Consider the following 25,637-nt stretch of genomic DNA (forward strand, 5'->3'; position numbering starts at 1 on the left):
CTACTGTCATACGCTGCTGGTCTGCGCTGAGATGCTTAATCTGCGTCGACAAACGGCCGATATGACGTCTTTGGCACGAGCAACCGATGCTCATATGACTGATGACCCACTAGCGTTTGACGTCGTTATCGTCTCGTCACTCATTAGTCGGTCGTTAAAGGAGAAAACACTTGGAGCGACGACGCCCAAAGTATTAAACAGCAACGACGTTAAAGCCATTGCCCCAAAAAATCATGATGCCCCAGAACAAATAGACAAAAATGGCAATGATCATCAGCGCTTGCAACACCAAACGCAGACCAGATGCCTTGGCACCCATTTTGTTGGTAGTGATGTAGTCAGTGAACACTGTCCACATACCAACCCACGCATGACCTGCTAGGGCAATAATCGCTACCAAGCTGAACAGACGCATTGGCAAGCTGCTCATAAACTGAGACCATTCAATAAACGTGACATTGCCGTGGGTTAAAAAGAAACCCAACATCACAACGCTATAAACAGCCAATACAACAGCACTGATACGCTGGACGATCCAGTCGCGTGAGCCTGAACCTGTGAGACCAGTGGCGCTTTTGATTCCCGAATCATTCTTAATCATTAGAACATCACCCATACAAATGACGCGACAATTAAAATCGCTGCAATCACAAAGCTCACCACGGCCGCTGTGCGACCAGATTTAAGCTCTTCGTTCATTCCCATATCAGCAAATAAATGCTTCATACCCATCACGAAGTGATAGGCAATGGCAGCGACAAATACCCACGCCAAAAAGCGTACTAAGATATTGTCAAACACGGTAGCAAAGCTCTCAGGCGAGGCCAACGAGGTCTGTAGTAACCAGAGCATGACAGGGATAAGTAAAAATAAAATAATGCCAGAGATACGATGCAAAATAGAAGCAATCGCAATCGGTGACTGCGCGTTGACGCTAATCACTTGGCTCATAGATAAATTAATAGGTCGGTTGCTTTTCACAGCGGGCATCCTTTTTGCGGTTATACTCCTGTAGCTGTCAGAGCCACTTTTGGGCGAAATATACCCAAAGCCGGTAACAACACATGAGACGAATAAAGTAAGGAAGAGCTAGCTGACTTTGCTACGCTTACGCTCATACTGGGCGACAGATTATGGCTTATACTCTTTTTGAATATGGCAAGAGTATAAGCCATAATCAAATCTTGACTGAAAAATCGGCAGTTTGATACTGGATTTATCAGGTTCTCATGCATGGATGAACGCAAAAAAGACAACCTTTTTTCGTCATCTTTTTTGCATAAATCATTATCATGGTCACTTTTAAGATATGAGAAGTGACCCAAGCGGTAGAACCATAATTGATTGATAAGCCTATAGTTGAACCCTTCACACGCAACAAGATAGAAGTCAATGCTTTGCTTAATTGGCTAGTGTGCATGAGCATACCGCGAATATAGCGAAGCTAATACCAGTCAAATTGACTCAATTATAAAATGACTGGCAGGCAATTACAAATTTATCCCCTAAATAATGAATATAATTTAAATTTCAACATATTTTATAGAAAGCGCAATATAATCACCGATGTATTGAATGCATGTTACCAATTACTATAGCGCGACTCTACGCTATCCGCTGTTTGTTCGTGCGCTATCTGCTCCCTGTCAATAAATGTTTATATGAATGAGTCCTAAGAAGAGCGGCGTACGCTGTGCCTTTTTTTTATTACTGATACATTAAACATCACTTTAAATGTGCATAGACATATTTTGATACAAATAATGCAGCTCGCAGAGCCCCTGAATCCACGGCAATTCAAGGGCTTACAGGCAAACTCTTTTCAAATTCAGTGAAATTGCTGGTAAGATAGCCTGATTCTAAAAACCGTTAAATTTATGTTTGTTCTTTTGATATATCATGACGCGAGGGTATGCGCCATGAGTACTTTTATTTAAACCAGCTCATACCAATGGAGAGGAATTTCATGGCTGACAACAATGCAACCCTAACAATAGAGGGTAAGGACTACCAACTTCCTATTACAAAAGGCACTTTGGGCCGCCCTGTAATTGACATCGGCGCATTACAAGATGCAGGTCACTGGTCATACGATCCAGGCTTTAAAGTCACCGCGCCTGTTGAATCAAAAATTACCTTTATTGATGGTGGTAAAGGCGAGCTATTACACCGCGGCTATCCTATCGATCAATTAGCCAACAATGCAGAATATCTAGAAGTCTGCTACGCCTTGTTGCATGGTGATCTACCAAACGCTGAACAAAAAGACGCTTTTTTTACTAAAATTCGTGAGCATTCAGCCGTTCATGACCAATTGCGTAAGTTTTTTGAAGGCTTCCGCCGTGACGCGCATCCAATGGCTATTATGGTCGGTGTGGTCGGTGCACTGTCTGCCTTTTATCACGAAGGATTGGATGTCAGCGAAGAGCTACATCGCGAAATCACAGCCATTCGCTTGATTGCAAAAATGCCAACGCTTGCGGCAATGAGTTATAAATACTCGCAAGGCGAGCCATTCATGTATCCGCGTAACGACTTCAACTATGCAGAAAACTTCCTGTATATGATGTTTGCCACGCCTGGTGATGTCAATTACCAGCCGAATGACGTGATCACTCGCGCGATGGACAAAATCTTCACCTTGCATGCTGACCATGAGCAAAATGCCTCAACGTCTACCGTGCGTTTGGCAGGCTCTACAGGCGCTAACCCTTATGCTTGTATCGCTGCGGGTATCGCCGCACTATGGGGCCCTTCACATGGCGGTGCCAATGAGGCCGTACTCAAGATGCTTGATGAAATCGGTACCGTTGAAAATGTGCCTGAATTCATGGAAAAAGTAAAACGCCGTGAAGTGAAGCTGATGGGCTTTGGTCACCGTGTTTATAAAAACTTTGACCCCCGCGCTAAGGTCATGAAAGAAACTTGTGATGAAGTGCTAGAGTCACTGGGCATCAATGATCCAAAACTTGAATTGGCCATGAAGCTTGAGCAAATCGCACTAGAAGACCCGTACTTTGTCGAGCGTAGCCTGTATCCAAACGTTGATTTTTATTCAGGTATTATCCTAAAAGCAATCGGTATCCCAACGTCAATGTTTACCGTTGTCTTTGCTTTGGCTCGCACCTCAGGCTGGATCAGCCATTGGTTAGAGATGCACAGCTCACCGTTCAAAATTGGCCGCCCACGTCAGCTATATACTGGCGAGACGCGTCGTGACTTTGTGTCACTCGAAGACCGCAAGTAAGACACTCAGTAGGCGGTTGTCTGAGTTCATAAGACAACCATCCGCTGTTATAAAAAATCCCGCGTCATGCGGGATTTTTTTATTCAAACGCTTTGAGTGTGGCTTCGTATTTGGCAATCTGCTCATCATAGTCTTTGATAGTGTCGTTAAACTTGGTCATCAATGCTTCAAATTCTTGTTGCTGCGCTTGTTTCATCTTTTGCATGTCGAGCGCTTGCTGAGCTTCAATTTGCGCCCATACTTGATGCTGTACAATCAAGCGTGCCAGTGCTGGGCTTTTGACCACCACACGGTCGGCAATCTCAGCATGCTCAAACAGTGCTGGTAATAAGGTGGCAATATTGAGTAAGATATCCTTTTCATCGCTGCTAAGCGTCGTGTCATCAGGGGCATAGAGCGCCTGCATAGCTTGCTGATAACGCTCGATGATTTGCGCTTCTGTACGTATCTCAGGCGGACGCGGCTCAAGACTGATACGTTTCAGCACTTCTAAGTCGCGCTCACCAATAGCGGTGCTGGTATTGATGTTGCTTGCGTCTTCGCTATTGCTTGGATTATCGCTTGCTGGGTTGCTGTCTTCTGTATTGCTGGCGGCTTGATTTTCTGCCAAGCTTGGAATGGTAGGCGCTACGGCGACGCCATTGCTGTCTGGATTTGTATTTGCGCCATTATCGGCCTCTGGACTGGTCAGTAGCGAGGCCGTGGCGGCTTCAGGCATGTCTGCCGCTTGTAGTGATTCGTACTCTGCCTGCAGGCGGCGCTGTAGTGCCTGCATTTGTGCCACATAACGCGGCTGAAATTGCTCAATACGCGCTGCAGCCGAGTCACTTTGTACCATAGGCTTACTGGTATCGGGCGCTGGCTGAGTGTCGGTTTGCGTCTGGTCGGTGCTGGGATTTGAGTCAGACTGCGGCCCGCATCCTGTCAGTATCAGCGCCCCAGACAATACCCCAGATAACGCCGCTGCCCTCAAACCAGAACGGCGCGGTTTATATCGCATCACATGCGCCGCAGGCGCGGTATTGAGATCAGATTGAGTCGTTGAAGAAAAAAGCATCACGGCACAGTTCCTATAATTAAAGCGAGTGTCGGTTAAAGCAAGTGTCAAAGCGAATATCGGTATCGGTCATAACAGATATACACGGCCCATCTTGATAGCGCCTATGGCGATCATTGGTTATCTCACTGTCTGGTTGGTAGATTATTTGGTGATGAACAGAGCGCGTTATTATACAAAAGCGCTGTTGCGTCATCGCGTCTCTTTGGTAGCAGTTGAATATCAAACTGTAAAGGTGGCCTTGCGGCGACGTGTAAGGCTATAAAAATGGAATACAGGCAACGAACGCTTGACAGTCCTGACCGCGCTGCCTTTGTACAAAATAATCTTGTACCATACGAGCTTGCTGCTCGATACCGTAGCTGAAAAATGGCTTGCCAGCTTGCAACTGATACTCGTAGCGACGATTCATGAGGGCGCCGCGCACAACTTTAAGACCCTGTTGCAACTGCCAGACATGCGTAAGCTCATGAATGAGCCAGCTTTGCTTGTTCAATGAGGCCTTGCTAAAATCGGTGATCCAATCGGCAGGGTGAAAATAAATATTACCATTAGGGCTGACGGCATAATTTTTTAGTACCCACCTTGCCGTCTTGAGACGCACTTCTTTGAGTATGATGCTGTCACCAAATACTGAGCGAGCAAGCTGTATTTCTGCAGGCGTTAAACAACGTGCCTGCATGGGCATACGCAGCTTTTTGTGCAGGTTGGCACGGTACATTGATAGCTGCCCTAACCTGCGCGCTACGATAGTGCGCAGCGTATGCTTGGATATTTTCATAAAAGTTGTCTTGTGTTTGCTATTTTCTGCCACCACTATAAAAGCTGGGCTGGGATAAGATTATATTGTTATTGATGACTACATAAGGTTGCAATGAATAGAATTAAAGTCCATCACACAGACCCTGTACAGTTCGCCGACTTTTCTTAACACCACTTTTATCTGTAGTATTGAGCGTTTTATGGCCGCCCCTTTTCATAACGACACCCCACTCGCGCAGCGTATTCGTCCAACGACGCTTGATGCAGTTATTGGTCAGCGTCATTTGCTGGCCAAAGGCGCACCGCTACGGCGGCTGGTGGAGCATGGCCATTTGCCATCAATCATATTGCACGGCGAGGCTGGTATTGGCAAAACCACCATTGCCATGTTATTGGCAAAAGCAGTCAATCGGCCATTTCACTCCCTTTCGGCCATCAATACGGGGGTGAAGCAGTTGCGCGAGGTATTAGAGAGCAAAGACATGCTCAGCCTCGCCGCCCCAGTGGTCTTCATTGACGAAATTCACCGCTTTAATAAAGCGCAGCAAGATGCCCTGCTGGGCGCGGTCGAAGCTGGTGATATCACCCTGATCGGCGCGACAACAGAAAACCCATCGTTTAGCATCAATAATGCGCTGCTCTCTCGCTGTCAGGCTTATCGCTTAGAACCGCTGAGCAATCAGCAGGTTTATACCCTACTTGAGCGCGCCACTTTACATGACGTGGTACTCAAAACATTAGATATTGATTTGAGGGCGCAAAAGATGATTGCGGAGCTGGCTCATGGTGACGCCAGAAAAGCGCTGAATCTGTTGGAGCTGGCCATACAGACCTCAGAGGCCAAGCAAGGTACCATTATTGTTGATGATGCTCTGATTGCAAGCGTGGCGCAAACAGCACTCAGCCAATATGATCGCGATGGGGAGCAGCATTATAATATCGTCTCTGCCTTGATAAAATCAGTGCGCGGCTCCGATCCTGATGCCGCTTTGTATTGGATGGCTCGCATGTTGGTCGGCGGTGAGCCACCTGATTTTATTGCGCGGCGACTGGTGATATTGGCCAGCGAAGATATCGGTAATGCCAATCCCAATGCGCTCTTGCTTGCGGATGCCGCACTACGTAGCGTACAAGCCATTGGTATGCCCGAGGCGCGCATTATTTTGGGACAAGTGGTGGTTTATCTGGCGACCAGTGCCAAGAGTAACAGCACCTATCAAGCCATCAATGCGGCCATGGCATTAGCAGAAAAAGACCATTCCCCTGTACCGCTGCACCTACGTAATGGCGTGACCAAGTCGATGCGCGATCAAGGATATGGCAAAGGCTATGTCTATCCGCACAGCTACCGCAATCATTATTTCCCGCAGCACTATTTGCCCGAGCATTTAACCAACACTCAGTTTTATCATTTTGCAGACAATCAGCGCGAGCAGCACAGCAAGCAATTTATGGATTGGCTTAAGCGGCAGTTACCGAAGAATCACTGATGCCAAAGCCGTTTTCAATACCACAACTAGACGCTGGGGTTGACCGACGGCGCAGCAAACGATCTAAAAAGTCGTTAAAATGGCAGTGTAACAATAATATGAGTCATAGATAAGTCGATCCCCTGCTGTATTATACAGCTCATGGGATACTCGCTTTGTCTCATCTGTACGATGAAATGCTGCTACAATAGAGCGATGATTCGCTGTACCCTATATATGGATAAATAATAAATTACTGAGAGTGTTATGAGTTTAAATACGGTTCCTGAGATTATCGAAGACATTCGCGCAGGTAAAATGGTCATCTTAATGGATGACGAAGACCGCGAAAACGAAGGTGATCTGATCATGGCTGCCACCCACGTGCGCCCTGATGATATTAACTTTATGATCACCCATGCTCGTGGTTTGGTGTGTTTGACCCTATCAGAAGCCCGTGCCAAGCAGCTTGATTTGCCGCTGATGTCAGATCGCAATGAAGCCAAATTCAGCACCAACTTTACGGTCTCTATCGAAGCGGCTGAAGGCGTGACCACGGGTATTTCGGCGGCAGACCGTGCACGCACCATTCAAGCGGCGGTTGCGGCAGCAGCCAAACCACAAGATGTGGTACAACCTGGACATATCTTCCCAATCGTTGCCAAAAATGGCGGCGTGTTGCACCGCGCAGGCCACACCGAAGCGGGCTGTGATTTGGCCAGACTGGCAGGCCTTGAGGCCGCTTCGGTGCTGGTTGAAATCATCAACGCTGATGGCACCATGGCCCGCCGCAATGACTTAGAGATTTTTGCCAAGCAGCATGATCTCAAGATTGGTACCATTACCGATTTGATCAACTACCGTATTGCCAATGAGCAGACGATAGAAGAGATCGATGCGCATCCTTTTGAAACCGATTTTGGCACCTTCACCTTGCATCGTTTCCGCGAGTTTGGCGCTGATGAAACGCATTTGGCTTTGGTTAAAGGCGATGTCAGCTCAGGCGTCAGTACCGTACGCGTACATGGCTTCCACCCCCTACGTGATTTGTTTGCAGCCAAAAACGACAGCACTGGTCGCAGTGGCTGGAATGTACAGTCTGCCTTAAAAGAAATCAGTGCCTCAGAGCGTGGTGTGTTGGTTTGGATTGGTGACAACCAACCTGTTGATCTGGGACAAGCACTTGAGCAAGCAGCCAACAACCAGTCGACCTCAACCATCACTCAGCAGCCTTATCGCAGTGTAGGGGTTGGCGCGCAAATTTTGCGTCATGTTGGCGTACGTGATATGCGCTTGCTGTCTTCGCCAATGAAGTTTTATTCATTATCAGGGTTTGATCTGAACGTGGTGGACTTCGTTCCTGCGCCTGAGCAAGACTAATCATTTAAGCCGCTAAATACACAGCCTAAAAAAAGCACGTCAGTGACTACTGGCGTGCTTTTTTTATATATTCAACAAGGTATCAACGTCAAGCTGATCGGCCACAGCTCATTGTGGTTCTGTGATGCTTGTGTTTATCAAAACCATGTACCTCATATTCATTGCTAAACTTCAGGCGTATGACCCACAGATGCCTCTAAAGCAAGTAAGCGCGTGCGCTCATCGTCACGCCATGCCAGCTTATGCGCCGCATGACTGTCCAAGCGTACCACCACCGCTTCAGCAGTCGCCACCACCGCAGACTGTGCGCAGCTGTAATAGGTATACTCCATGACAATACTGGTCGTACCCAGACGCTGACAGCGTACACCCAGTAGCAACGTGTCTGGATAGGTCACTGGGCGCAAATACTGACAGCTCGACTGCGCCAGTACTGTCACCATGTTGCCATCAAACATGCCAAGCGCCTGTAAATAAGCAATACGTGCCGACTCGGCGTAACGATAATAAACGACGTTATTGAAATGATTAAAGGCGTCCATCTCTCCCCAATGGATCGGCTGTGGATGGATAACAGGATACTGCTGCAGCGCTTGCGGTGCGGCGGTGTCGTTATAAGTCGGGGTAATGACTCTGCTATTGGGCGTGTCAGTCATACATATCCTTTATGGTCGTTGTCGGGCTGTTGGCATGGTCATCAATGACCCCATCAAACATTATGGTTGAGGCTGATCCAAAATTTGAGTGGTGAGCAAAGGTGTCGGCGTAGGTACGGTGTCGATCAATTGATCAAGCCATATGAGAATTTCTGATAGGCTCTTTGGCGTGTCCATATTAGCGAGATTGGCCGGTGTTTGATCGCTCGGAGCATTGTCTTCCATATCTGTATCAGGATCAATTATGGCAGTTTTGCCCTGCTGCTGACTGTTATCCACTGTTGGTGCTTTTGTCGTGGTTGCCGTTAGGGTTTGCAACTGATTGCGCGACTGTGCCAGATAGCTGACCAGCTGGTCTTTTTCACGCATATTACTCGCTTGCATGGCGAGATTGAGCGTCATGATGGCTTCGTGAATGATCAACTGCTGCCTTGTCATTGCCACAGCGTTGTTGGTCTGCATCTTAGTCGCTAGCGCTTTATTGTTGCCGTTACTTGGCACGTTGTGGCTACTGTTTTTTTCATGGCTGTGCAAAAAGGCTTGGATGTTTTGAATGGCCAGATTTTGTAACTGCCATGGGCTGGGCTGCGTGCTTTGCGCTTGCAAACGTTTAATGTCTTTACTCAGGCTCTGTTTGAGTACGATGGTCAGCGCAGGAGCGATCTCATTACTTTTTTGCGACAGCTGCCACTGCAAACCACGCAGCAAATCAATGGCTGCTTGGTCATCGTCATCGGCGAGTAAGCTGTCAGCCGCTTGAATCTGAATCCGTAGCAGCTCAAGCTGGTTTTGTGCTTGACTACCAACCACCGCAGTAGGCGGCGGCGCCGTTTGTTGACTGATAGCAAACAGCCGATCATCCATTTCATTGAGGCGGGTAATCACCTGTTCATTGCTTTGCAGGCGGTCATTGACCTGCTGCTCAAAGCGCTGCTGATTGAAATACAGCCAAGCCAGTGCGATGATCAACACTAAGGTCAGCAGCCCCTGCAAATTCAGCAGCAGTCTGCTCGCCTGCCGCCGCTGCTGACCAGCAGACGGGGTTTGGGATGGCGTATTTGAGTCGGTTGGCATAAGGCAGTACCCTGCTTAAGTAAGTGAATACGCAGATAAAAAAGATCAGTAGTGTCTCTAGCTGGCAATTGTGATCTTAGAGCCGCCGCACACCGCTTTCACAATCGTTTCAGGTGCCAAGTCTTCAACCCGCCAATAAGACAATTGCTGCGCGGCGACCATTTTTTCCAGCCGCGCGCCCAACACCACATAGTCAAAATCAGAAAGCATCATGATACCCGATGGACTGCTCAGCGTATCAGTGAGCATGGCTACTGAGTGCCTCACCACTGATACCCAGTGCTCAAAAGCGGTGCCACTGCTGATAATGACAACTGGTTTTGGAGGATTGGCGATAGATTGGCACGGATCAGCAGGTTGACGTATTGCCAGTCGTTGCTGCTGCCATTTTTGATAACATGCGTGAGCCAGTGGCGGCAACACGCGCTCATACCAAGCAATACTGTCCACCTGTACGCCGCGTGCAATCAGCGCATCAACCAACAAGCGCCGTCCGCCAGAACCCCGCCAAATCAGTACTCGATCGCCTGCCTGTAATGCGGCAATTTCAGGCATTGCCAGCAGCCCTTCATTATTACTGATCTGCGGTGCTTTGATATCACTGCAATAGGTGCCAAGTGCGGCAGCAGTCGCTGTTCCCACAGCGATCATTGGTGTAGATGAGGCTGGGTCATCAGTGGCAGCGTCTACACCCAATCGGTCAGCGGCCATCACCAGCGACAACCCTGAGGCGGCTGCCGTTGGACTGATGACGACCAGCGCTTGATAATCGCCCTCAAGCCAGCGCCGCATGATCTGTAGGTCAGATGCAGATACCGCGCACGGCGCAAGCGCCAGCATGGGCATCTCAGTCACCGCAAACCCTGACGCCATCAAGTGCTCAGTCAGTGGTGCCGCACGTTCACTGGGGCGCGTATTGATGACCAGCGGCTTTTTACTTGCTTGAATAGTGGTCATTAAGGCTGATAAATGGCTGCTAAAATATCGCCTGCACCATCATCGAGCAGTTGTTTTGCCACAGCGATGCCCAAATCATTGGCCTGCGCTTCGCGCTCAGCTTGACTGCCCGACAGCTTGGTGCGCGCTTGCGCTTTAAGCAGCACGCTACCATCGGCTTGACCCACGCGGCCGCGTAGCCATAACGTATTGCCTGCATCATCATTGTGCTCATCTGTGATGTCAGCGCCTTGTAGCACCGCATACGCGGCAATCGGTACTTGGCAGCCGCCTTCTAGATGACGGTTGAGCGCGCGCTCAGCGATCAGGCGAATACGTGCCTGTTCATCGTTGAGCGGCGCGAGCAGTGCCAACACATCATCGTCACCGGCACGGCATTCGATTGCCAGTGCGCCTTGGCCTACGGCAGGCAAACACACATCAATATCGAGCTCACCGCGAATGCGCTCGTCCAAATGGATACGCTGTAGCCCGCTAGTAGCCAAGATGATCGCGTCATAGTCACCTGCGTCAAGTTTGCCCAAACGCGTACCGACATTACCGCGTAGGGTCTTGATTTGTAAATCAGGGCGATGGGCCTTGATTTGGCACTGACGGCGCAAGCTTGAGGTGCCCACTACCGCGCCTTCTGGCAGCTCATCCAAACTCTGATACGTATTGGAGACAAAAGCGTCGGTCGGAGCAGCGCGCTGACAATAAGCCCCCAACATCAACCCTTCAGGCAATTGCATTGGCACATCTTTTAATGAATGCACCGCAATATCAGCTTGTCCCTCGTACATCGCTTGCTCTAACTCTTTGACAAACAAACCTTTACCGCCAATCTTTGCCAATGGCGTATCCAAAATTTTGTCACCCTTAGTGACAATTTTTAGTAACTCAATGTTAAGTGCTGGATGCAAGGCCAGTAGGCGATCACGGATATGCTCAGCTTGCCATAATGCTAGCGGGCTTTGACGCGTGGCAATAGTGAGCGTATCAACAGTGGATGACAACGTGGTACTCATAAGTGACCTCAGTAAAATAAATGCAAACAATGGCGCAAAAAAACACCCCTATTTAAGCATAAATAAGGGTGTGATGGTATGGTGGCTTGTGGTTTCTAAGAATATCTTGGGGCATTACGAATGACTGAAAATAACCACATCTAAGACATAACACATCTACGAAACAAGCGGTTACATATTTTGGATTTTGTCGCGTAGTGCAGGCAAGTGGCGGCGACTGACCGCCAGCGTTTCATCCACGCCTTTAAAGCGCACTTGGTATTGTCCAGAGTCAATTGTCTCCAGATAATCTAAATAGCTCAGATTGATAATGGCGTTACGATGCACCCGAAATAAGCGCTCACCAAACTCATGCTCCAATTCTTTAAGTGTATCGTCAATGAGTACCACGCCGTCTTTATGACGTACTTTGACGTATTTTTGATCGGCGGTGAAATAGTAAATGTCTTTTAAATTGATCAGTTCAACACCGCGGTGGGTACGAGCAGCGATATGCTCACGTACAGGACGCGACGTCGGATCTTCGAGCTTGCGAATTTCGTTCAGCTGCGCTGCGTTTAGGTTTTTGGCCTTTTTAAGCGCTTCAAGTAGCTCATCTTTATTGGCAGGTTTAAGCAAATAGCCAATCGCATTAGACTTAAAGGCAGCAATAGCGTAGTGATCATAGGCCGTTACAAAGATGATCGCTGGCGGATGATCAAGCTCATTTAACGCTTGGGCACAGCGCACGCCATCCATCTCTGGCATACGAATGTCCAGCAAAATCACATCAGGTTGTTGCGCTTTAACCGCAGACACCGCTTCTGATCCTGTGGTTGCTTGTGCCACCACTTCATGGCCTGACTCTTGTACTATTCTAACCAAGCGCTCACGTGCGAGTGGCTCATCATCACAAACTACAATCCGCATGTAAACTCCTTTATAACAGCTTACCGAATAGACTTCGGTGACTTTTGATGAGCCTAAATGGCTCTTATCGATGATAACTGCTGTTTGTATACTTTAATTGTTAACAGTGCAGCATTTATCTTACAAGATTTTCAGACGCGCTTTTAAGGACTACTGTCTCTACATTGTATCCGTAATACAGTCATAGGTAACCTATGTAAAGAAAGGAGGGTCAATATTAATAGCCATGCAATTAACATGCCAATGCTTGACCTAGTGTCAAGCACAATAGACTTAATAGAATGAAAACAAAAGAGAAAATATGCTAGCAATCATAGCATAAGTTATAAACTACTATGGAAATATTGCCAGTGTTTGCCTCTATTCAAACGACCTCTTAGCGTTACTTACTAGGGCGTGTCCCTATTTTAAAAATGATGATAAACGATTGAATTAGGGACATGCCCTAGGTAACCACCTACTCTCTGACGACTGTATCTGCACGCATCATAGAGTCTGTTACAATCCCACATCCTGTAGTGGATACTCAATCACTGTTACTACCTGTTTGTCAGTCACGGTGCTTTGAATGTCTGAGCTGTCACCAAAGTACGCCCTCAAACGCTCCGCTTGAATACGGAACTCAATATGCTGGCGCAGGTCGTGCAGCACTAAAAACGTTTTGTTGGGTAGCGATACCGTCACCGTAATGGTGACGCGGTGATGGTGCCATACCGTGTTGATATCAATGTTGATGGTTTCTGTGGTCATCTCAACCACATTGAGTAGCATTTTTTCGAGCACCCCTTGTAGGGTCAGGGCGGTGATGACCATGTCATACATTATGTCATCATCTGGCAACTGCCACGTGACATGCAGCTTATCCGCTAAACGACTGGACTCAATCGCCAGATAGTGTTCACACAGCGCCACTTCCTCTTCAAAGCTGATCTCATGAATGCCGCTAAAACTGGCACGAAATAATACTGAGACGTGCTGAAGCAGTTGCGCGGCGCGCGGTGGATCTGATTCGATTAATGAGCTCAAGCTATTAATGGTATTAAAGAAAAAGTGCGGGGCCATACGGGCTTTAATGATGTCATTTTGTGCCACCAATTTTTGTTCAAAAGAACGTTTGAGTGCCATCATTTCCCGATGACGACGCATAAAATAGAGTAAGAACACAAAGGTAAAACCGCCTGTGATCACCATCATTAATAATAGATTGATGATAAAGGCTTTGCGGTCGTATTCAAACCAGCCAGAATTGATCATCACCAGCATCACAATAGTAACCGATATGGCGGCACTGGTGGTAAGCAAAAGCACCACACGGATAGCGGCATTAATGGGATTGAGGTGTTTGAAAGTTGGACGCAGATAGTCAACCAAATACAGTGCAGGAATCACAGTCATGATGTTTTGCGCAAAACGGGCAACAAACCGCACCAAAAAATGCGACCACGACACCAAATCATGGCGGTCAATAACGGTCACAAATAGTGACCAAAAGAACAAGTACAGTAACCACTGACCAAGACCTATCATTTGCAGCAGTCTTGGCATGAAAAACTCTAAGCGCTCAGCTAGTAAGGCAACCTCATCATTTGCTATACTTGAGCTCTTATTCTCTTGACTTGTCTTAGACCAATATGAACGCCAATTCTTCAAATTCGAGTAATCCCAATCAAAATGAAACTTCACTAAGTTCTGATTCTAGCATGAATGTCTCAGCAACCAATAGTGGTACACCAAACAGTGCTACCAGCAGTCAGGGACAGCAAATGTGGGGGGGACGTTTTAGTGAAGCCACAGACAGTTTTGTGGCGGCATTCACCGCTTCTGTCGGTTTTGACCAGCGCTTTGCCCGCCATGACATCCAAGGCTCAATCGCCCACGCAACGATGCTTAAAGAATGCGGTATCCTAAACGCAGAGGAAGTGACCACCATTATTCAAGGCTTAGAAGATGTCTTGCGTGAGATTGAAGCTGGCGAATTTAACTGGTCGATTACCCTAGAAGACGTCCATATGAACGTCGAATCACGTCTGACTGATATGATCGGTGCAGTGGGCAAAAAGCTGCATACAGGTCGCAGTCGTAACGATCAGGTCGCAACCGATATTCGTTTATGGCTGCGCGGCGAAACCGACAATATCATCGCGCTTTTGGTGCGCTTGCAAAGTGGGTTGTTAGATCTAGCAGAGCAGCATACCGACACCATTATGCCCGGCTTCACCCATTTGCAAACCGCGCAACCCGTCAGCTTTGGTCATCATGTGATGGCATGGTTTGAGATGCTGTACCGTGATACTGAGCGTTTGGTCGATGCCCGTCGCCGTATCAATCAGATGCCACTGGGTAGCGCTGCCCTTGCCGGAACCACATTTCCTATCGACCGCACCATCACTGCTGACCTGCTTGGCTTTGAGGGCATCTGCCAAAACTCGCTCGATGCAGTCTCAGATCGCGACTTTGCGATTGAATTCACCTCAGCTGCCTCGATTTTAATGATGCACCTATCACGCATGAGCGAAGAGATTATTCTGTGGATGTCCGCGCAGTTTAACTTTGTGCAGATACCAGATCGCTTCTGCACAGGTTCATCGATCATGCCGCAAAAGAAAAACCCAGATGTGCCTGAATTGGTACGTGGTAAAGCGGCTCGCGTCTTTGGCCAGCTGATGACCTTACTTAGCCTGATGAAAAGCCAGCCTTTGGCTTATAACAAAGACAACCAAGAAGACAAAGAGCCGTTGTTTGACTGTGTTGATACGCTCACAGGTTCGCTACTCGCCTTTGCTGATATGTTGCCGAATATTGTCCCCAACAAAGACAGCATGCGCGAAGCGACCATGAAAGGCTACGCTACGGCTACTGATTTGGCAGATTATTTGGTGCGTCAAGGCGTGGCATTCCGCGACGCGCACGAAGTGGTGGGCAATGCGGTTGCGCTTGGTATTGCCGAAGGCGTTGACCTCAGTGACTTGTCATTGGCGCAGTTGCAGCAATTTAGCGACGCTATCGGTGAGGATGTCTTTGACTACCTAACCCTAGAGGGCTCACTGGCCGCACGCGATCACTTAGGTGGCACTGCACCCAATCAAGTACTACAAGCGGTCAGCCGTGGTCGTAGCCGCTTAACTGCCTTTGCTTAATGCGAAACCACGCTCACCAGCGCTATTCATATTCTGCAACGTATCACCTAAAAACACCCGCCATATTGCGGGTGTTTTTATATCTATAATCAGGTAAAGTAAACGATAATGGGTAATGCACGTCTGCTACTGTCTTTTGGCATCACTCTGATAATACACATAACTACAAATCAATAATTAATGAGGAGAATACTCATGGCTGAGACCTTTGACCCGCAAGCGAACACGGTATTTTGCCGCAAGTACAAACAGCAGCTGCCAAAAATGTCCTATCCCCCTTTTCCCAATAAAAATGGACAAGTGCTACAAGAAACGGTATCTGATAAGGCATGGAAAGAATGGCTTGAGCATCAAACCATGCTCATCAATGAAAACCATCTGAGCATGATGGATCCTGAAGCCAAGAAATTTTTGACCGAGCAGCGTGATAAGTTTTTGGATAACGAAGACTATGAGCGTCCGCAGGGCTGGACGCCAGAAAAATAGGTAAGATAAAAGTGCTGCTGTACGCTATGGGTTGTTGCTGGCATCAATCGCTTGTTGCACCGTGTCAAAATCACTATGGCGTACATCTGTGCCACTACTGACATAGATCACCAGCTCAGCAATATTACGGGCATGATCGCCAATGCGCTCAAGCGCGCGTAGTACCCACATCAGATTCATCACTTGCGTGACTTGACGGGCATCCTCCATCACATAAGTCATCAGCGCGCGCACGGCGGACTGATATTCAAAGTCCACACTACCATCACTACGCATCACATCAAACGCTTGCTGCACTTGTAGGTGCTCAAAAGCGGCCAGCGCAGTATGTAGCATCAGCCGTACCTGATTGCTCAAATGCTGTACTTCGTGATAGCAATAAGAGCTGCTACCATCAACCACAAACTGCTGCGCCATATGGGCAATTTTTGCCGCTTCATCACCAATACGCTCGATATCGACCACGCCTTTACTGACTGCCATCACATAGCGCAAATCACGCGCTGCAGGTTGGCGCTTAGCCATCAACAATAAAATGCGCTCATCGATCTGAACTTCCAACTGATTGACTGTACTGTCTTTTTCCACCACTTGCTGCGCCATATGCATATCGCCTTCGATCAGAGCGCGCATGGCATGGGCCACCTGGTCGCCTGCCAACGCGCCCATCTCTAAAAATAGGCTGGTGGTTTCTTTTAAATCCTGATCAAAACTTTTTGACGTGTGTGACATTTGACTGGGCATACGAAATACTCAAGTAACCTGATGGGTAAGAAACAAGCTCATTGAATCAGCAGTTGATAACCGATATTGGATAAAAAAGCGTACCCAATTAGCCATAGCGACCTGTGATATAGTCTTCGGTGGCCTTTTGAAGTGGATTGGTAAAGACCTGATCGGTTTTGCCAATCTCAACCATATCGCCCAAATACATATACGCGGTATAGTCAGAGATACGCGCCGCTTGCTGCATGTTATGGGTCACGATGGCGATGGTATAATCTTGCTTTAAGTCTTCGATCAAGTCCTCAATCGCGCCTGTTGAGATGGGATCAAGTGCTGAGGTCGGCTCATCAAGCAGTAAGACTTCAGGCTTGGTCGCCACGCCGCGCGCGATACACAAACGCTGCTGCTGACCACCAGAGAGGGATAGGCCTGAGGCGTTGAGCTTGTCTTTGACTTCATCCCACAGCGCTGCTTTTTTTAGTGCCCATTCTACGCGCTCTGCCAAGTCAGCTTTGGACATTTTTTCGTACAGACGCACGCCAAAGGCCACGTTATCAAAGATTGACATCGGGAACGGCGTTGGTTTTTGAAACACCATGCCGACGCGGGCACGCAGCAAATTGACATCCATAGATTTGGCCAAAATGTCATGGCCGTCCAACAAGATTTGTCCTTGTGCACGCATGTTTGGGTACAGATCGTACATGCGATTAAAGGTACGCAGTAGCGTTGACTTACCGCAGCCAGAAGGACCAATAAAAGCAGTCACTTGCTTGTCTGGGATGTCGATAGACACGTCTTTTAAGGCACGAAAATCACCATAATAAAAGTTAAGATCACGGATTTGCATTTTTGCAGCAGGCAGCGCTTCTGTGTTTGCCGATGCGCTGGCGTTATGGCTATCTGTGGCAGTAGCTGGCGTGGGCACGGCTACTGGCGTTTGGCTGGTGTTTTCTCTGAGGGCCTGAGTTGATGAGGCTTTCTTTGTTGGTCGTGTCGCGATATCTGTCATGATCGTATCCATTATTTAATTGAGCATAAATGAAGGGGCAAAAAAGGCGGCGCGGTATGTTTATGCGCCAAGCTGAATATCAGCCGTGCTCTTTTGAGCCGATATAACGTGCCGTCACATTCAAAGAAAGCACAGTAAAGGTAATGAGTAACGCTGCCGCCCATGCCAGCGCGTGCCAATTTTCGTAGGGACTCATGGCAAACTGATAAATCGTGTTGGGCATGTTACCCATCGCCTTGCTCATGTCTAAGCTAAAGTATTGGTTGTTCAGCGCGGTGAACAGTAGCGGCGCTGTCTCACCCGTGATACGGGCAAAGGCCAGCAAGACACCTGTGGTCAAACCAGCACGCGCCGCCTTGACGGTCACGCCAAGTACCAGTTTCCACTTTGGCGTGCCAAGCGCATACGCTGCTTCGCGCAAGGTATTGGGCACCAGTAATAACATGCTCTCTGTGGTACGCACCACCACAGGGATCACGATCAGCGCCAGCGCACAAGCGCCTGCCCAGCCTGAGAAGCTGTAGTTTTTTACCAGCAGTGCATAAATAAACAGACCGATCACAATAGAGGGCGCTGACAATAAGATGTCGTTTAAAAAACGAATCACCTGTCCGAGCCAATTGCCGTTTGAAAACTCTGCCAAATAAATACCTGCCAGCATGCCAATCGGCGCGCCAATAAATAGACCCGTACTGGCAATCATCAATGAGCCTACAATGGTATTACGCAAACCGCCATCGGTCAGCGGTGGCGGCGTATCGGCGGTAAACACTGGCATTTGGATCAAACCGCTCATGCCTTCAATACCGAGCGTCACCAAAATCCATAGCAGCCAAAACAAACCGAAGACCATCGCAAACGACGCAAAACCGAGGCCTATTTTGTTCCATAGGCGACGGCGGCGATAAAGTCCTTGATCAATCTTGGCACGAGGTGCGACTGATGGTGGCGAAATAGCGGTCAATGCGGACATGCAAATATTCCTTTTGATTGACTAATCGATGCGGCGGCAGAAATGATGATTAAACTCAGCTGCCACAAACGTCATATCTATTGAGATCGATGGTACAAAACTTTGGCGTACTATTAATGACCCGCTCGCTTATCCATACCGCGCAGCATCAACCGCGAGATACTCAGTACCACAAAGGTAATCATAAATAGAATCAAGCCCAAGTGAAGTAGCGATGCCAAATGCAGCGGATCGGAGGCTTCGGCAAACTCATTGGCCAGTGCCGAGGTGATCGAGACGCCTGATGCGAACATACTTGGATTGATATTAAAGGTGTTACCAATCAAGAACGTCACTGCCATGGTCTCGCCGAGCGCACGGCCTAACCCTAAGATCACGCCACCAACCACGCCCGTTTTGGTATATGGCAAGATGATTTTAAACATCACCTCCCACGTGGTCGCCCCCATGCCATAAGCGGACTCTTTGAGCAGTGCAGGCACTACCGAAAATACATCACGCATGGTAGCGGCGATAAAGGGGATAATCATAATCGCCAGCACCAGAGAAGCGGTAAACAAACCAATACCCATAGGCGCACCCACAAACAACTGGCCGATAATGGGCAAGCCGCCCAAGTTTTCGGTCAGCCATGGTTGGATGTTGTTACCAAAAAATGGCGCAAACACGAACAAACCCCACATACCATAAATGATAGAGGGAATACCTGCTAACAACTCAATGGCAATACCCAGTGGCTTTTTTAAAAATACAGGGCACAGCTCAGTCAAAAAAATCGCGATACCAAAACTGATCGGTACAGCGATGACAATGGCCATAATGGAGGTGACGACCGTACCGTAAATTGGTGCCAGCGCCCCGTACTCACCCGCCACTGGGTCCCAATTATTGCTGGTATAAAAGTCAAAACCAAACGCCTGCATACTTGGCCATGCACCAACGATCAGTGACAGCAAAATCGCGCCTAAGCTGAGCAACACAAAAATTGCGGCTGCCTTGGTCGTATTTACAAACACCGCATCCCAGCGTTTTTGTTTGGACAGTTGTGTTTGTAGGTCAAGCTCTGCCATATCTACCTCAATAATTGCGTTGATAAGCACCGTTTAATACAAACGATTTTGATAAAAACGACTAAACGACGCTTGCAGCTTGCCCGTTAGCAAAACCACAAACGTCGGTCACACCAGCTGATTATTGTGGGGTATAGACTGGATTGCCGTCTTTATCCACCACTTGCTTCCAGCTGTCTTTGAACAAAGCAACTGCTTTATCAGAGAATGGTACATAGTCAAGATCGGTCGCTGCCGCGTCGCCTTGATCATACGCCCAGTTAAAGAAGTTCAGCACGCCAGCCACTTGTTTTGGATCTTGTGGTTGCTTGTGTACCAAAATAAAGGTTGCAGCAGCGATCGGCCATGCTTGATCGGTTTCTGAGTTGGTAATGACTTTATAAAAGCCTTTTTGCTGTGACCAATCAATATCACCTGCCGCGGCGAAGCTGTCGATAGATGGCTGTACGATGTTGCCTGCGGCATTTTGTAGCGCCACATGTGACATATTGTTTTGTTTGGCATACGCGTATTCGACATAGCCAATAGAGTTTTGCATACGGTTGACATAGCTGGCCACGCCTTCGTTGCCTTTACCTGCCGCGCCGCGATCTGAGGTTGGCCATTTGACCGTTTTGTCAACGCCGACATCGCTTTGCCATTCTGGTGATACTTTGGCTAAATAATCGGTGAAGTTAAAGGTCGTACCTGAACCATCTGAGCGGAATACGGTGGTGATTGGGCTGTCTGGTAGTGTCAAATCAGGGTTCATTGCCGCGATAGCAGGGTCATTCCATTTGCTGATGTTGCCCAAATAGATATCGGCCAATACTTTACCGTCCAGTTTTAACGCGCCAGGCTCAATACCTTCAATGTTCACCACGGGTACCACGCCGCCGATAACCGTTGGGAATTGGATAAGGCCTTCAGCATTTAGCTCTTCTGGCGTCATTGGCGCATCAGAGGCACCAAAGTCAACCGTACCTGCGGTGATTTGCTTGATACCACCTGATGAACCGATTGACTGATAGTTCACCTGACCGCTGGTCGCTGCATTGTAGTCAGCTGACCACTTAGCATAGATAGGCTGCGGGAAAGAAGCGCCAGCGCCTGTAATGCTCATTGAGACTTTGTCGCTGTCTACAGCAGCGGCGGTTGTGGCGGTGCTTTCAGTGCTATTTGCGGTGGCAGTTGCTGCGCTACTATCCGTCGCGGGCTCTGCTGTATCGGTTGATTTATTACATGCCGTGAGCATTAATGCACCACTGACGGCCACTGCTAATAACGAATAACGCATGTAAAACTCCTAAAGTTTAACAACTGCACAAAAAATGTATTGCCTGTGATATGCGATGTATTTTGCCAAGCTTTGATGACAGTTTGATGACAGCGAGTGACACAGCATCGTTATTAAAAACATTTTTAAAATCAAAATCTTAAATAGCATGCACCGTTCTGATTACGCGCATCCTGACCAAAAAAGGACATCTATTGATATTTTTTATAATCGCTTAAAGCGTCGCGCTTGATGTGGCAAAACACGCGGCAGGGTCATCACAACTGGCCGTCAAATAAGATTGGCGGCAGTGATAGAAGTTTGTTAGTATGAAGATGATTCACAACACTGACAGACTCGGGGTGCGGTGTAGCACAGCTGATCTGCTAGCAATAGCAGCACAGTCAATACTACATTCGCTGAGATTTCACCCGCCGAACCTGATGCGGTTAGTACCGACGCAGGGAAGTCTTAAGCACTTTGTTATTGATGACAACGGATGCGTAGAAATACCTTTTTATCATCATTATTGTCTTGATATGCGTGATGCATGACGAGATAAGAAAAGAGAATAAAAAGCGGCGTCCCCTATGTTATGACCACCAGCCGCGACGATATTTTTTAGTCGCTGTTAGGTACTCATCATATAAATTTGTCTGAATGATGAATGCCTACCCCCGCAGATACTGGCGGTGTTGCCTTACCACAAGACCAACACGCTAGGACATCATATGAGCACGTCAAACGCGATCAATACTGCTACCACCCATATCCCAGCTGAGCCAACAGACAGCAAAACAGACAAAAAAGCCGATGCACTAAAAACGCCTGCCCACCGCGCTGCCAGTGATGCGCGCTTTGAAGAAGACGCACGCGATTTGCACCGCATCCTACCCGCCTCAAAGAAAGTCTATATCGAAGGCTCAAGACCTGATATCCAAGTACCCATGCGCGAAATCAGCCTGTCTGATACCCCCGTTGGTGGTACAGGCGATAAAGATGGCGAGCACAACCCGCCGTTTTATGTTTATGACACCTCAGGCGTCTATACCGATCCCAATGTCGAGATTGATCTGACTCGCGGTCTACCCAAACTGCGTGAAAACTGGATCGCTGAGCGCGGCGACACCGAGCAGCTAAGCGGTCTATCCAGCTCATACGGGCAAGCACGCGCCCGCGATATCACTACTGCCAACCTTAGATTTGCCCACATCGACAAACCACGCCGTGCCAAAGCAGGACAGAATGTCACACAGATGCATTACGCGCGCCGCGGCATCATCACCCCTGAGATGGAATATATCGCCATTCGTGAGACGCAAAAACAGCATGAGCTGACCGATATGCGCCAACACGATGGCGAGAGCTTTGGGGCCAACACGCCTACGACCATCACCCCTGAGTTTGTCCGTGATGAAGTGGCGGCTGGACGCGCCATCATCCCCAATAATATCAACCACCCTGAGTCTGAGCCGATGATCATCGGTCGTAACTTCTTGGTAAAAATCAACGCCAATATCGGTAACTCGGCATTAGGCTCTTCTATTGATGAAGAAGTGTCCAAAATGACGTGGGCGACGCGTTGGGGCGGCGATACCATTATGGATTTGTCCACGGGCAACCATATTCATGAAACCCGTGAATGGTTAATCCGCAACTCACCTGTGCCCATCGGTACCGTGCCGATTTATCAAGCACTGGAAAAAGTCGATGGCGTCGCTGAGGATCTGACGTGGGAAATCTTTCGCGACACTTTGATTGAGCAAGCCGAGCAAGGTGTGGATTACTTTACTATTCACGCGGGTGTCCTGCTGCGCTATGTACCGCTCACCGCCAAACGCCTAACGGGTATCGTCTCGCGTGGCGGTTCTATCATGGCGCAGTGGTGTCTGGCGCATCATAAAGAGAGCTTTTTATACACGCATTTTGAAGACATTTGCGAGATTATGAAGCAGTACGATGTGGCATTCAGCTTGGGTGATGGCCTGCGTCCCGGCTGCTTACAAGATGCCAATGATGAGGCGCAGTTCGGTGAGCTAAAAACCTTGGGCGAGCTGACCCAAGTGGCGTGGAAACACGACGTACAGGTGATGATCGAAGGCCCAGGCCATGTGGCGATGAACCGCATTAAAGAAAATATGGATTTGCAACTTGAGCTGTGTGCAGATGCGCCGTTTTATACCTTGGGGCCATTAACCACCGATATTGCACCGGGCTATGATCATATTACTAGCGCCATTGGGGCGGCGATGATTGGCTGGTTTGGCACCGCGATGCTGTGCTATGTGACGCCAAAAGAGCACTTGGGCCTGCCAAATAAAAAAGATGTCAAAGACGGCATCATCACTTATAAAATCGCCGCGCACGCCGCTGATCTCGCCAAAGGCCATCCGGGTGCACAGGCGCGTGACAATGCCCTATCCAAAGCGCGCTTTGAGTTCCGCTGGGACGATCAGTTTAATCTAGCACTCGACCCTGATACCGCGCGCGAATATCATGACGAAACGCTACCTAAAGACGCGCATAAATCGGCGCATTTCTGCTCCATGTGTGGGCCGAAGTTTTGCTCAATGAAAATCACTCAAAACGTGCGTGAGTATGCAGCAGGGCTCGATAAAAATAGCGCTAATAAAAAAGTCACGCCGCAATCAGGCGACTTAACCGACGCGGATCATTTGATCAAAAAAGTCGATACAGAGCTGGTCGGACAAGTCGGAGAGGCCAGTGCTGAGGAAGTCCGTCAAGGGATGGCTGAGATGATGGAGAAATATAACAAGGAAGGACGTCAGTTGTATAAAGAGGTGTAAGTTTTTAGCGTTGGCAGCAAAAAAGCCCGAACCTAATAGCTAGGTTCGGGCTCTTTTATACTTAAAGCTAATTCAATAGGTATTTTTGCTCAAGTTGTCGAATTTCTTCATTAAATTTAGTTTCTTCACTTGATACAATATAAAATTTATCTTCATAACTAAGATCATCTAAGTCACTATTTAAATTACTTACATAACCGTAAAACTCTGAGTAAGAGTAAACTTCATCATTATATTGAACATCAGGTTTATCAATGTAAATATACATTGAGTTATCACACTCTGTTACTTCTCCTTCGATGTTAGTCTCGAAGTCATAGTTACTTGAGGTAAGTATTTTACTACTGTTATAACTCATACATACCTTTTGACCATTTCTGTTCATCAATTCAAGTTTATAATCGCTTAGCCTTCCTCTCAGATCCATTTTAAGTTCTAAAAAATCAGTCTCATTAATTGAAGAGTCTACATTACCTAATACTGCATCTACTTCGGTCAAAGAATTTAACATGACCTTATCATTAGCCGTACCCATTGCACTCAATAGACCAATATGATGAATACCTTTTAGAGATAGTTCATCAATTATTTGTTGTATAGCATTAGTAGTCGCTAACACATCAGGGTTGTAAGCCACACCAACCCAAGCCATAGTTTTGCCCCATGATATTTCTTGAGTCAAGTAAGGCTTAACTGCCACCCCTAAAGCACTTAAAGTACTCATCTTATCTTCTGATAAATTAGCTGCTAATACTTCTACCTTATCTCGACAAAATGGATTGTCATTGAGATAAGTAACAAAATTTGAAAAATCTTCATCTTTCATAGACAACTCTTGTTTGCCTAAAGTCAAAGCTCGGTAACAGGTATATTTGAAAAAATCAGCTTCACGTTTTCCTGTGTATTGTTTATAGCTATAACTATCAGTATCTATAAAATCTCCAGATAACATCTTAAAATTATCAGGGAAACGTGGATTTTTATCCTCAAGCAAATCTTCAAAAGAAGCCATACTTGCAAGATTACCTTTATTCGCTGTTATATAGCTTTGACTTTCAGGATAAAAAACTTTGGTTGCTTCAACATTATCAGAGTAATGCACATTACCAAGATGAGTTCCATAAATCGGCAATACCTTTTGCATTGTTCCAGTTTTACTATCCCATTTAGCAGGGGCATGAATATACTGGCTAATATCTTCCCCTTCATCAGCCGCCATTTCGTTAGAAAACGTATAATCTGGAGTTTGTGTATTATTATCTTTTGGGTCAGTGGCAGGTGCAGTTGGCGTATTGGAAGCGCTGCCACTGTCTGAGTCTGAACCACCACCACAACCAGTAAGTGTCAACATAGAAGCCAAAGCCAAACTTAGGTAACGTATACTCATCGTATTTATCCATTCAAATTGTTAATAAATGACTTCGAAGGCCATTTAAAGGTAAACTTATTTTGGATAAATATAATCGATAAATAATACATAATCAATACAATTAATAAAAAAACTAATAAATACAATCGCATATTTGAGTTAAACAGACAATATTGAGAAGGACTAGAGAAGTCAGTTGTATAAAGAGGTGTAAACTTTTGGCACTGACAGCAAAAAAGCCCAAACCTAGCTATTATGTTCGGGCTTTTTATTTCTGGTTTATC

At 47.4% G+C, this 25,637-nt stretch carries 22 protein-coding genes and 1 riboswitch; of the genes, 6 read left to right on the plus strand and 16 right to left on the minus strand.

The window, feature by feature from the left end:
- Window positions 1-193: 193 nt before the first annotated feature.
- Both sdhD and sdhC read right to left on the minus strand, forming a co-directional pair.
- Window positions 194-580, minus strand: coding sequence for a succinate dehydrogenase, hydrophobic membrane anchor protein (gene sdhD / locus ACFI32_RS01920; RefSeq protein WP_462624832.1), 387 nt, complete (start codon window positions 578-580; stop codon window positions 194-196).
- A 20-nt stretch (window positions 581-600) separates the two neighbouring features.
- Complete coding sequence (sdhC, locus tag ACFI32_RS01925) at window positions 601-990, minus strand: succinate dehydrogenase, cytochrome b556 subunit (RefSeq protein ID WP_462624798.1); 390 nt, start codon at window positions 988-990, stop codon at window positions 601-603.
- A gap of 976 nt (window positions 991-1,966) precedes the next feature.
- Here sdhC and gltA point away from each other — a divergent pair.
- Window positions 1,967-3,247, plus strand: a complete 1,281-nt coding sequence (gltA, locus tag ACFI32_RS01930; RefSeq protein WP_462624799.1) for a citrate synthase — start codon at window positions 1,967-1,969, stop codon at window positions 3,245-3,247.
- Window positions 3,248-3,326: 79 nt separating this feature from the next.
- Here gltA and ACFI32_RS01935 read toward each other — a convergent pair whose 3' ends face one another.
- Together ACFI32_RS01935 and ACFI32_RS01940 are read right to left on the minus strand one after the other, a co-directional pair.
- Window positions 3,327-4,304 carry a hypothetical protein gene (locus ACFI32_RS01935; RefSeq protein ID WP_462624833.1) on the minus strand — a complete coding sequence of 326 codons (978 nt, stop codon included), beginning with the start codon at window positions 4,302-4,304 and terminating at the stop codon, window positions 3,327-3,329.
- A 259-nt stretch (window positions 4,305-4,563) separates the two neighbouring features.
- Window positions 4,564-5,025, minus strand: a complete 462-nt coding sequence (locus ACFI32_RS01940; RefSeq protein WP_462624834.1) for a type IV secretion protein Rhs — start codon at window positions 5,023-5,025, stop codon at window positions 4,564-4,566.
- A 241-nt stretch (window positions 5,026-5,266) separates the two neighbouring features.
- Between ACFI32_RS01940 and ACFI32_RS01945 the strand changes: the two genes are divergently transcribed.
- Complete coding sequence (locus ACFI32_RS01945) at window positions 5,267-6,556, plus strand: replication-associated recombination protein A (protein ID WP_462624800.1); 1,290 nt, start codon at window positions 5,267-5,269, stop codon at window positions 6,554-6,556.
- 246 nt (window positions 6,557-6,802) lie between these two features.
- Window positions 6,803-7,915 (plus strand): 3,4-dihydroxy-2-butanone-4-phosphate synthase, encoded by a 1,113-nt coding sequence (ribB, locus tag ACFI32_RS01950; protein WP_462624801.1) that lies wholly within the window; start codon window positions 6,803-6,805, stop codon window positions 7,913-7,915.
- A gap of 164 nt (window positions 7,916-8,079) precedes the next feature.
- Here the strand turns inward: ribB and ACFI32_RS01955 are convergent, their stop codons facing one another.
- From ACFI32_RS01955 to ACFI32_RS01980, 6 genes are all read right to left on the minus strand, one after another.
- A complete protein-coding gene (locus tag ACFI32_RS01955; RefSeq protein ID WP_462624802.1) occupies window positions 8,080-8,571 on the minus strand; it encodes an acyl-CoA thioesterase in 492 nt (163 codons plus the stop codon).
- 60 nt (window positions 8,572-8,631) lie between these two features.
- The gene (locus tag ACFI32_RS01960; protein WP_462624803.1) at window positions 8,632-9,645 is read right to left on the minus strand and encodes a hypothetical protein; all 1,014 of its coding nucleotides are present in this window, start codon (window positions 9,643-9,645) and stop codon (window positions 8,632-8,634) included.
- Between the two features lie 57 nt (window positions 9,646-9,702).
- A complete protein-coding gene (locus tag ACFI32_RS01965) occupies window positions 9,703-10,602 on the minus strand; it encodes a uroporphyrinogen-III synthase (RefSeq protein ID WP_462624804.1) in 900 nt (299 codons plus the stop codon).
- Complete coding sequence (gene hemC / locus ACFI32_RS01970) at window positions 10,602-11,609, minus strand: hydroxymethylbilane synthase (protein WP_462624805.1); 1,008 nt, start codon at window positions 11,607-11,609, stop codon at window positions 10,602-10,604. The genes ACFI32_RS01965 and hemC overlap by 1 nt, the downstream gene beginning before the upstream one ends.
- Before the next feature lie 171 nt (window positions 11,610-11,780).
- On the minus strand, window positions 11,781-12,518 hold the full coding sequence (locus tag ACFI32_RS01975) for a LytR/AlgR family response regulator transcription factor (protein ID WP_462624806.1): 738 nt from the start codon (window positions 12,516-12,518) through the stop codon (window positions 11,781-11,783).
- 498 nt (window positions 12,519-13,016) lie between these two features.
- Entirely contained in the window at window positions 13,017-14,063 is a 1,047-nt protein-coding gene (locus ACFI32_RS01980) for a histidine kinase (RefSeq protein WP_462624807.1), read from the minus strand.
- Window positions 14,064-14,281: 218 nt separating this feature from the next.
- Between ACFI32_RS01980 and argH the strand changes: the two genes are divergently transcribed.
- Both argH and ACFI32_RS01990 read left to right on the plus strand, forming a co-directional pair.
- Window positions 14,282-15,655 (plus strand): argininosuccinate lyase, encoded by a 1,374-nt coding sequence (gene argH / locus ACFI32_RS01985; RefSeq protein WP_462624835.1) that lies wholly within the window; start codon window positions 14,282-14,284, stop codon window positions 15,653-15,655.
- 195 nt (window positions 15,656-15,850) lie between these two features.
- Window positions 15,851-16,141 carry an oxidative damage protection protein gene (locus tag ACFI32_RS01990; protein WP_462624808.1) on the plus strand — a complete coding sequence of 97 codons (291 nt, stop codon included), beginning with the start codon at window positions 15,851-15,853 and terminating at the stop codon, window positions 16,139-16,141.
- Between the two features lie 24 nt (window positions 16,142-16,165).
- Here the strand turns inward: ACFI32_RS01990 and phoU are convergent, their stop codons facing one another.
- The 5 genes from phoU to pstS form a co-directional block, all read right to left on the minus strand.
- A complete protein-coding gene (phoU, locus tag ACFI32_RS01995; RefSeq protein WP_462624809.1) occupies window positions 16,166-16,873 on the minus strand; it encodes a phosphate signaling complex protein PhoU in 708 nt (235 codons plus the stop codon).
- 100 nt (window positions 16,874-16,973) lie between these two features.
- Window positions 16,974-17,879 (minus strand): phosphate ABC transporter ATP-binding protein PstB, encoded by a 906-nt coding sequence (gene pstB / locus ACFI32_RS02000; protein WP_462624810.1) that lies wholly within the window; start codon window positions 17,877-17,879, stop codon window positions 16,974-16,976.
- Between the two features lie 79 nt (window positions 17,880-17,958).
- Window positions 17,959-18,852, minus strand: coding sequence for a phosphate ABC transporter permease PstA (gene pstA / locus ACFI32_RS02005; protein WP_462624811.1), 894 nt, complete (start codon window positions 18,850-18,852; stop codon window positions 17,959-17,961).
- Window positions 18,853-18,965: 113 nt separating this feature from the next.
- Entirely contained in the window at window positions 18,966-19,922 is a 957-nt protein-coding gene (pstC, locus tag ACFI32_RS02010; RefSeq protein WP_462624812.1) for a phosphate ABC transporter permease subunit PstC, read from the minus strand.
- A 121-nt stretch (window positions 19,923-20,043) separates the two neighbouring features.
- Entirely contained in the window at window positions 20,044-21,198 is a 1,155-nt protein-coding gene (gene pstS, locus ACFI32_RS02015; protein ID WP_462624813.1) for a phosphate ABC transporter substrate-binding protein PstS, read from the minus strand.
- 327 nt (window positions 21,199-21,525) lie between these two features.
- Window positions 21,526-21,661, plus strand: a riboswitch (TPP riboswitch).
- Between the two features lie 247 nt (window positions 21,662-21,908).
- Here pstS and thiC point away from each other — a divergent pair.
- Window positions 21,909-23,984: a phosphomethylpyrimidine synthase ThiC gene (thiC, locus tag ACFI32_RS02020; protein WP_462624814.1), complete on the plus strand. Its 2,076-nt coding sequence runs from the start codon at window positions 21,909-21,911 to the stop codon at window positions 23,982-23,984.
- Between the two features lie 67 nt (window positions 23,985-24,051).
- Here the strand turns inward: thiC and ACFI32_RS02025 are convergent, their stop codons facing one another.
- Entirely contained in the window at window positions 24,052-25,371 is a 1,320-nt protein-coding gene (locus ACFI32_RS02025; RefSeq protein ID WP_462624815.1) for a metallophosphoesterase family protein, read from the minus strand.
- Between the last annotated feature and the right edge of the window lie 266 nt (window positions 25,372-25,637).

Source organism: Psychrobacter sp. PSi21 (assembly GCF_054960615.1).

Bases quoted from the DNA above. Each gene is read 5' to 3' on its own strand.
- sdhC (WP_462624798.1), bottom strand. From the start codon at position 990: ATGCCCGCTGTGAAAAGCAACCGACCTATTAATTTATCTATGAGCCAA.
- gltA (WP_462624799.1), top strand. From the start codon at position 1,967: ATGGCTGACAACAATGCAACCCTAACAATAGAGGGTAAGGACTACCAA.
- ACFI32_RS01935 (WP_462624833.1), bottom strand. From the start codon at position 4,304: ATGCTTTTTTCTTCAACGACTCAATCTGATCTCAATACCGCGCCTGCG.
- ACFI32_RS01940 (WP_462624834.1), bottom strand. From the start codon at position 5,025: ATGTACCGTGCCAACCTGCACAAAAAGCTGCGTATGCCCATGCAGGCA.
- ACFI32_RS01945 (WP_462624800.1), top strand. From the start codon at position 5,267: ATGGCCGCCCCTTTTCATAACGACACCCCACTCGCGCAGCGTATTCGT.
- ribB (WP_462624801.1), top strand. From the start codon at position 6,803: ATGAGTTTAAATACGGTTCCTGAGATTATCGAAGACATTCGCGCAGGT.
- ACFI32_RS01955 (WP_462624802.1), bottom strand. From the start codon at position 8,571: ATGACTGACACGCCCAATAGCAGAGTCATTACCCCGACTTATAACGAC.
- ACFI32_RS01960 (WP_462624803.1), bottom strand. From the start codon at position 9,645: ATGCCAACCGACTCAAATACGCCATCCCAAACCCCGTCTGCTGGTCAG.
- ACFI32_RS01965 (WP_462624804.1), bottom strand. From the start codon at position 10,602: ATGACCACTATTCAAGCAAGTAAAAAGCCGCTGGTCATCAATACGCGC.
- hemC (WP_462624805.1), bottom strand. From the start codon at position 11,609: ATGAGTACCACGTTGTCATCCACTGTTGATACGCTCACTATTGCCACG.
- ACFI32_RS01975 (WP_462624806.1), bottom strand. From the start codon at position 12,518: ATGCGGATTGTAGTTTGTGATGATGAGCCACTCGCACGTGAGCGCTTG.
- ACFI32_RS01980 (WP_462624807.1), bottom strand. From the start codon at position 14,063: ATGCCAAGACTGCTGCAAATGATAGGTCTTGGTCAGTGGTTACTGTAC.
- argH (WP_462624835.1), top strand. From the start codon at position 14,282: ATGTGGGGGGGACGTTTTAGTGAAGCCACAGACAGTTTTGTGGCGGCA.
- ACFI32_RS01990 (WP_462624808.1), top strand. From the start codon at position 15,851: ATGGCTGAGACCTTTGACCCGCAAGCGAACACGGTATTTTGCCGCAAG.
- phoU (WP_462624809.1), bottom strand. From the start codon at position 16,873: ATGTCACACACGTCAAAAAGTTTTGATCAGGATTTAAAAGAAACCACC.
- pstB (WP_462624810.1), bottom strand. From the start codon at position 17,879: ATGACAGATATCGCGACACGACCAACAAAGAAAGCCTCATCAACTCAG.
- pstA (WP_462624811.1), bottom strand. From the start codon at position 18,852: ATGTCCGCATTGACCGCTATTTCGCCACCATCAGTCGCACCTCGTGCC.
- pstC (WP_462624812.1), bottom strand. From the start codon at position 19,922: ATGGCAGAGCTTGACCTACAAACACAACTGTCCAAACAAAAACGCTGG.
- pstS (WP_462624813.1), bottom strand. From the start codon at position 21,198: ATGCGTTATTCGTTATTAGCAGTGGCCGTCAGTGGTGCATTAATGCTC.
- thiC (WP_462624814.1), top strand. From the start codon at position 21,909: ATGAGCACGTCAAACGCGATCAATACTGCTACCACCCATATCCCAGCT.
- ACFI32_RS02025 (WP_462624815.1), bottom strand. From the start codon at position 25,371: ATGAGTATACGTTACCTAAGTTTGGCTTTGGCTTCTATGTTGACACTT.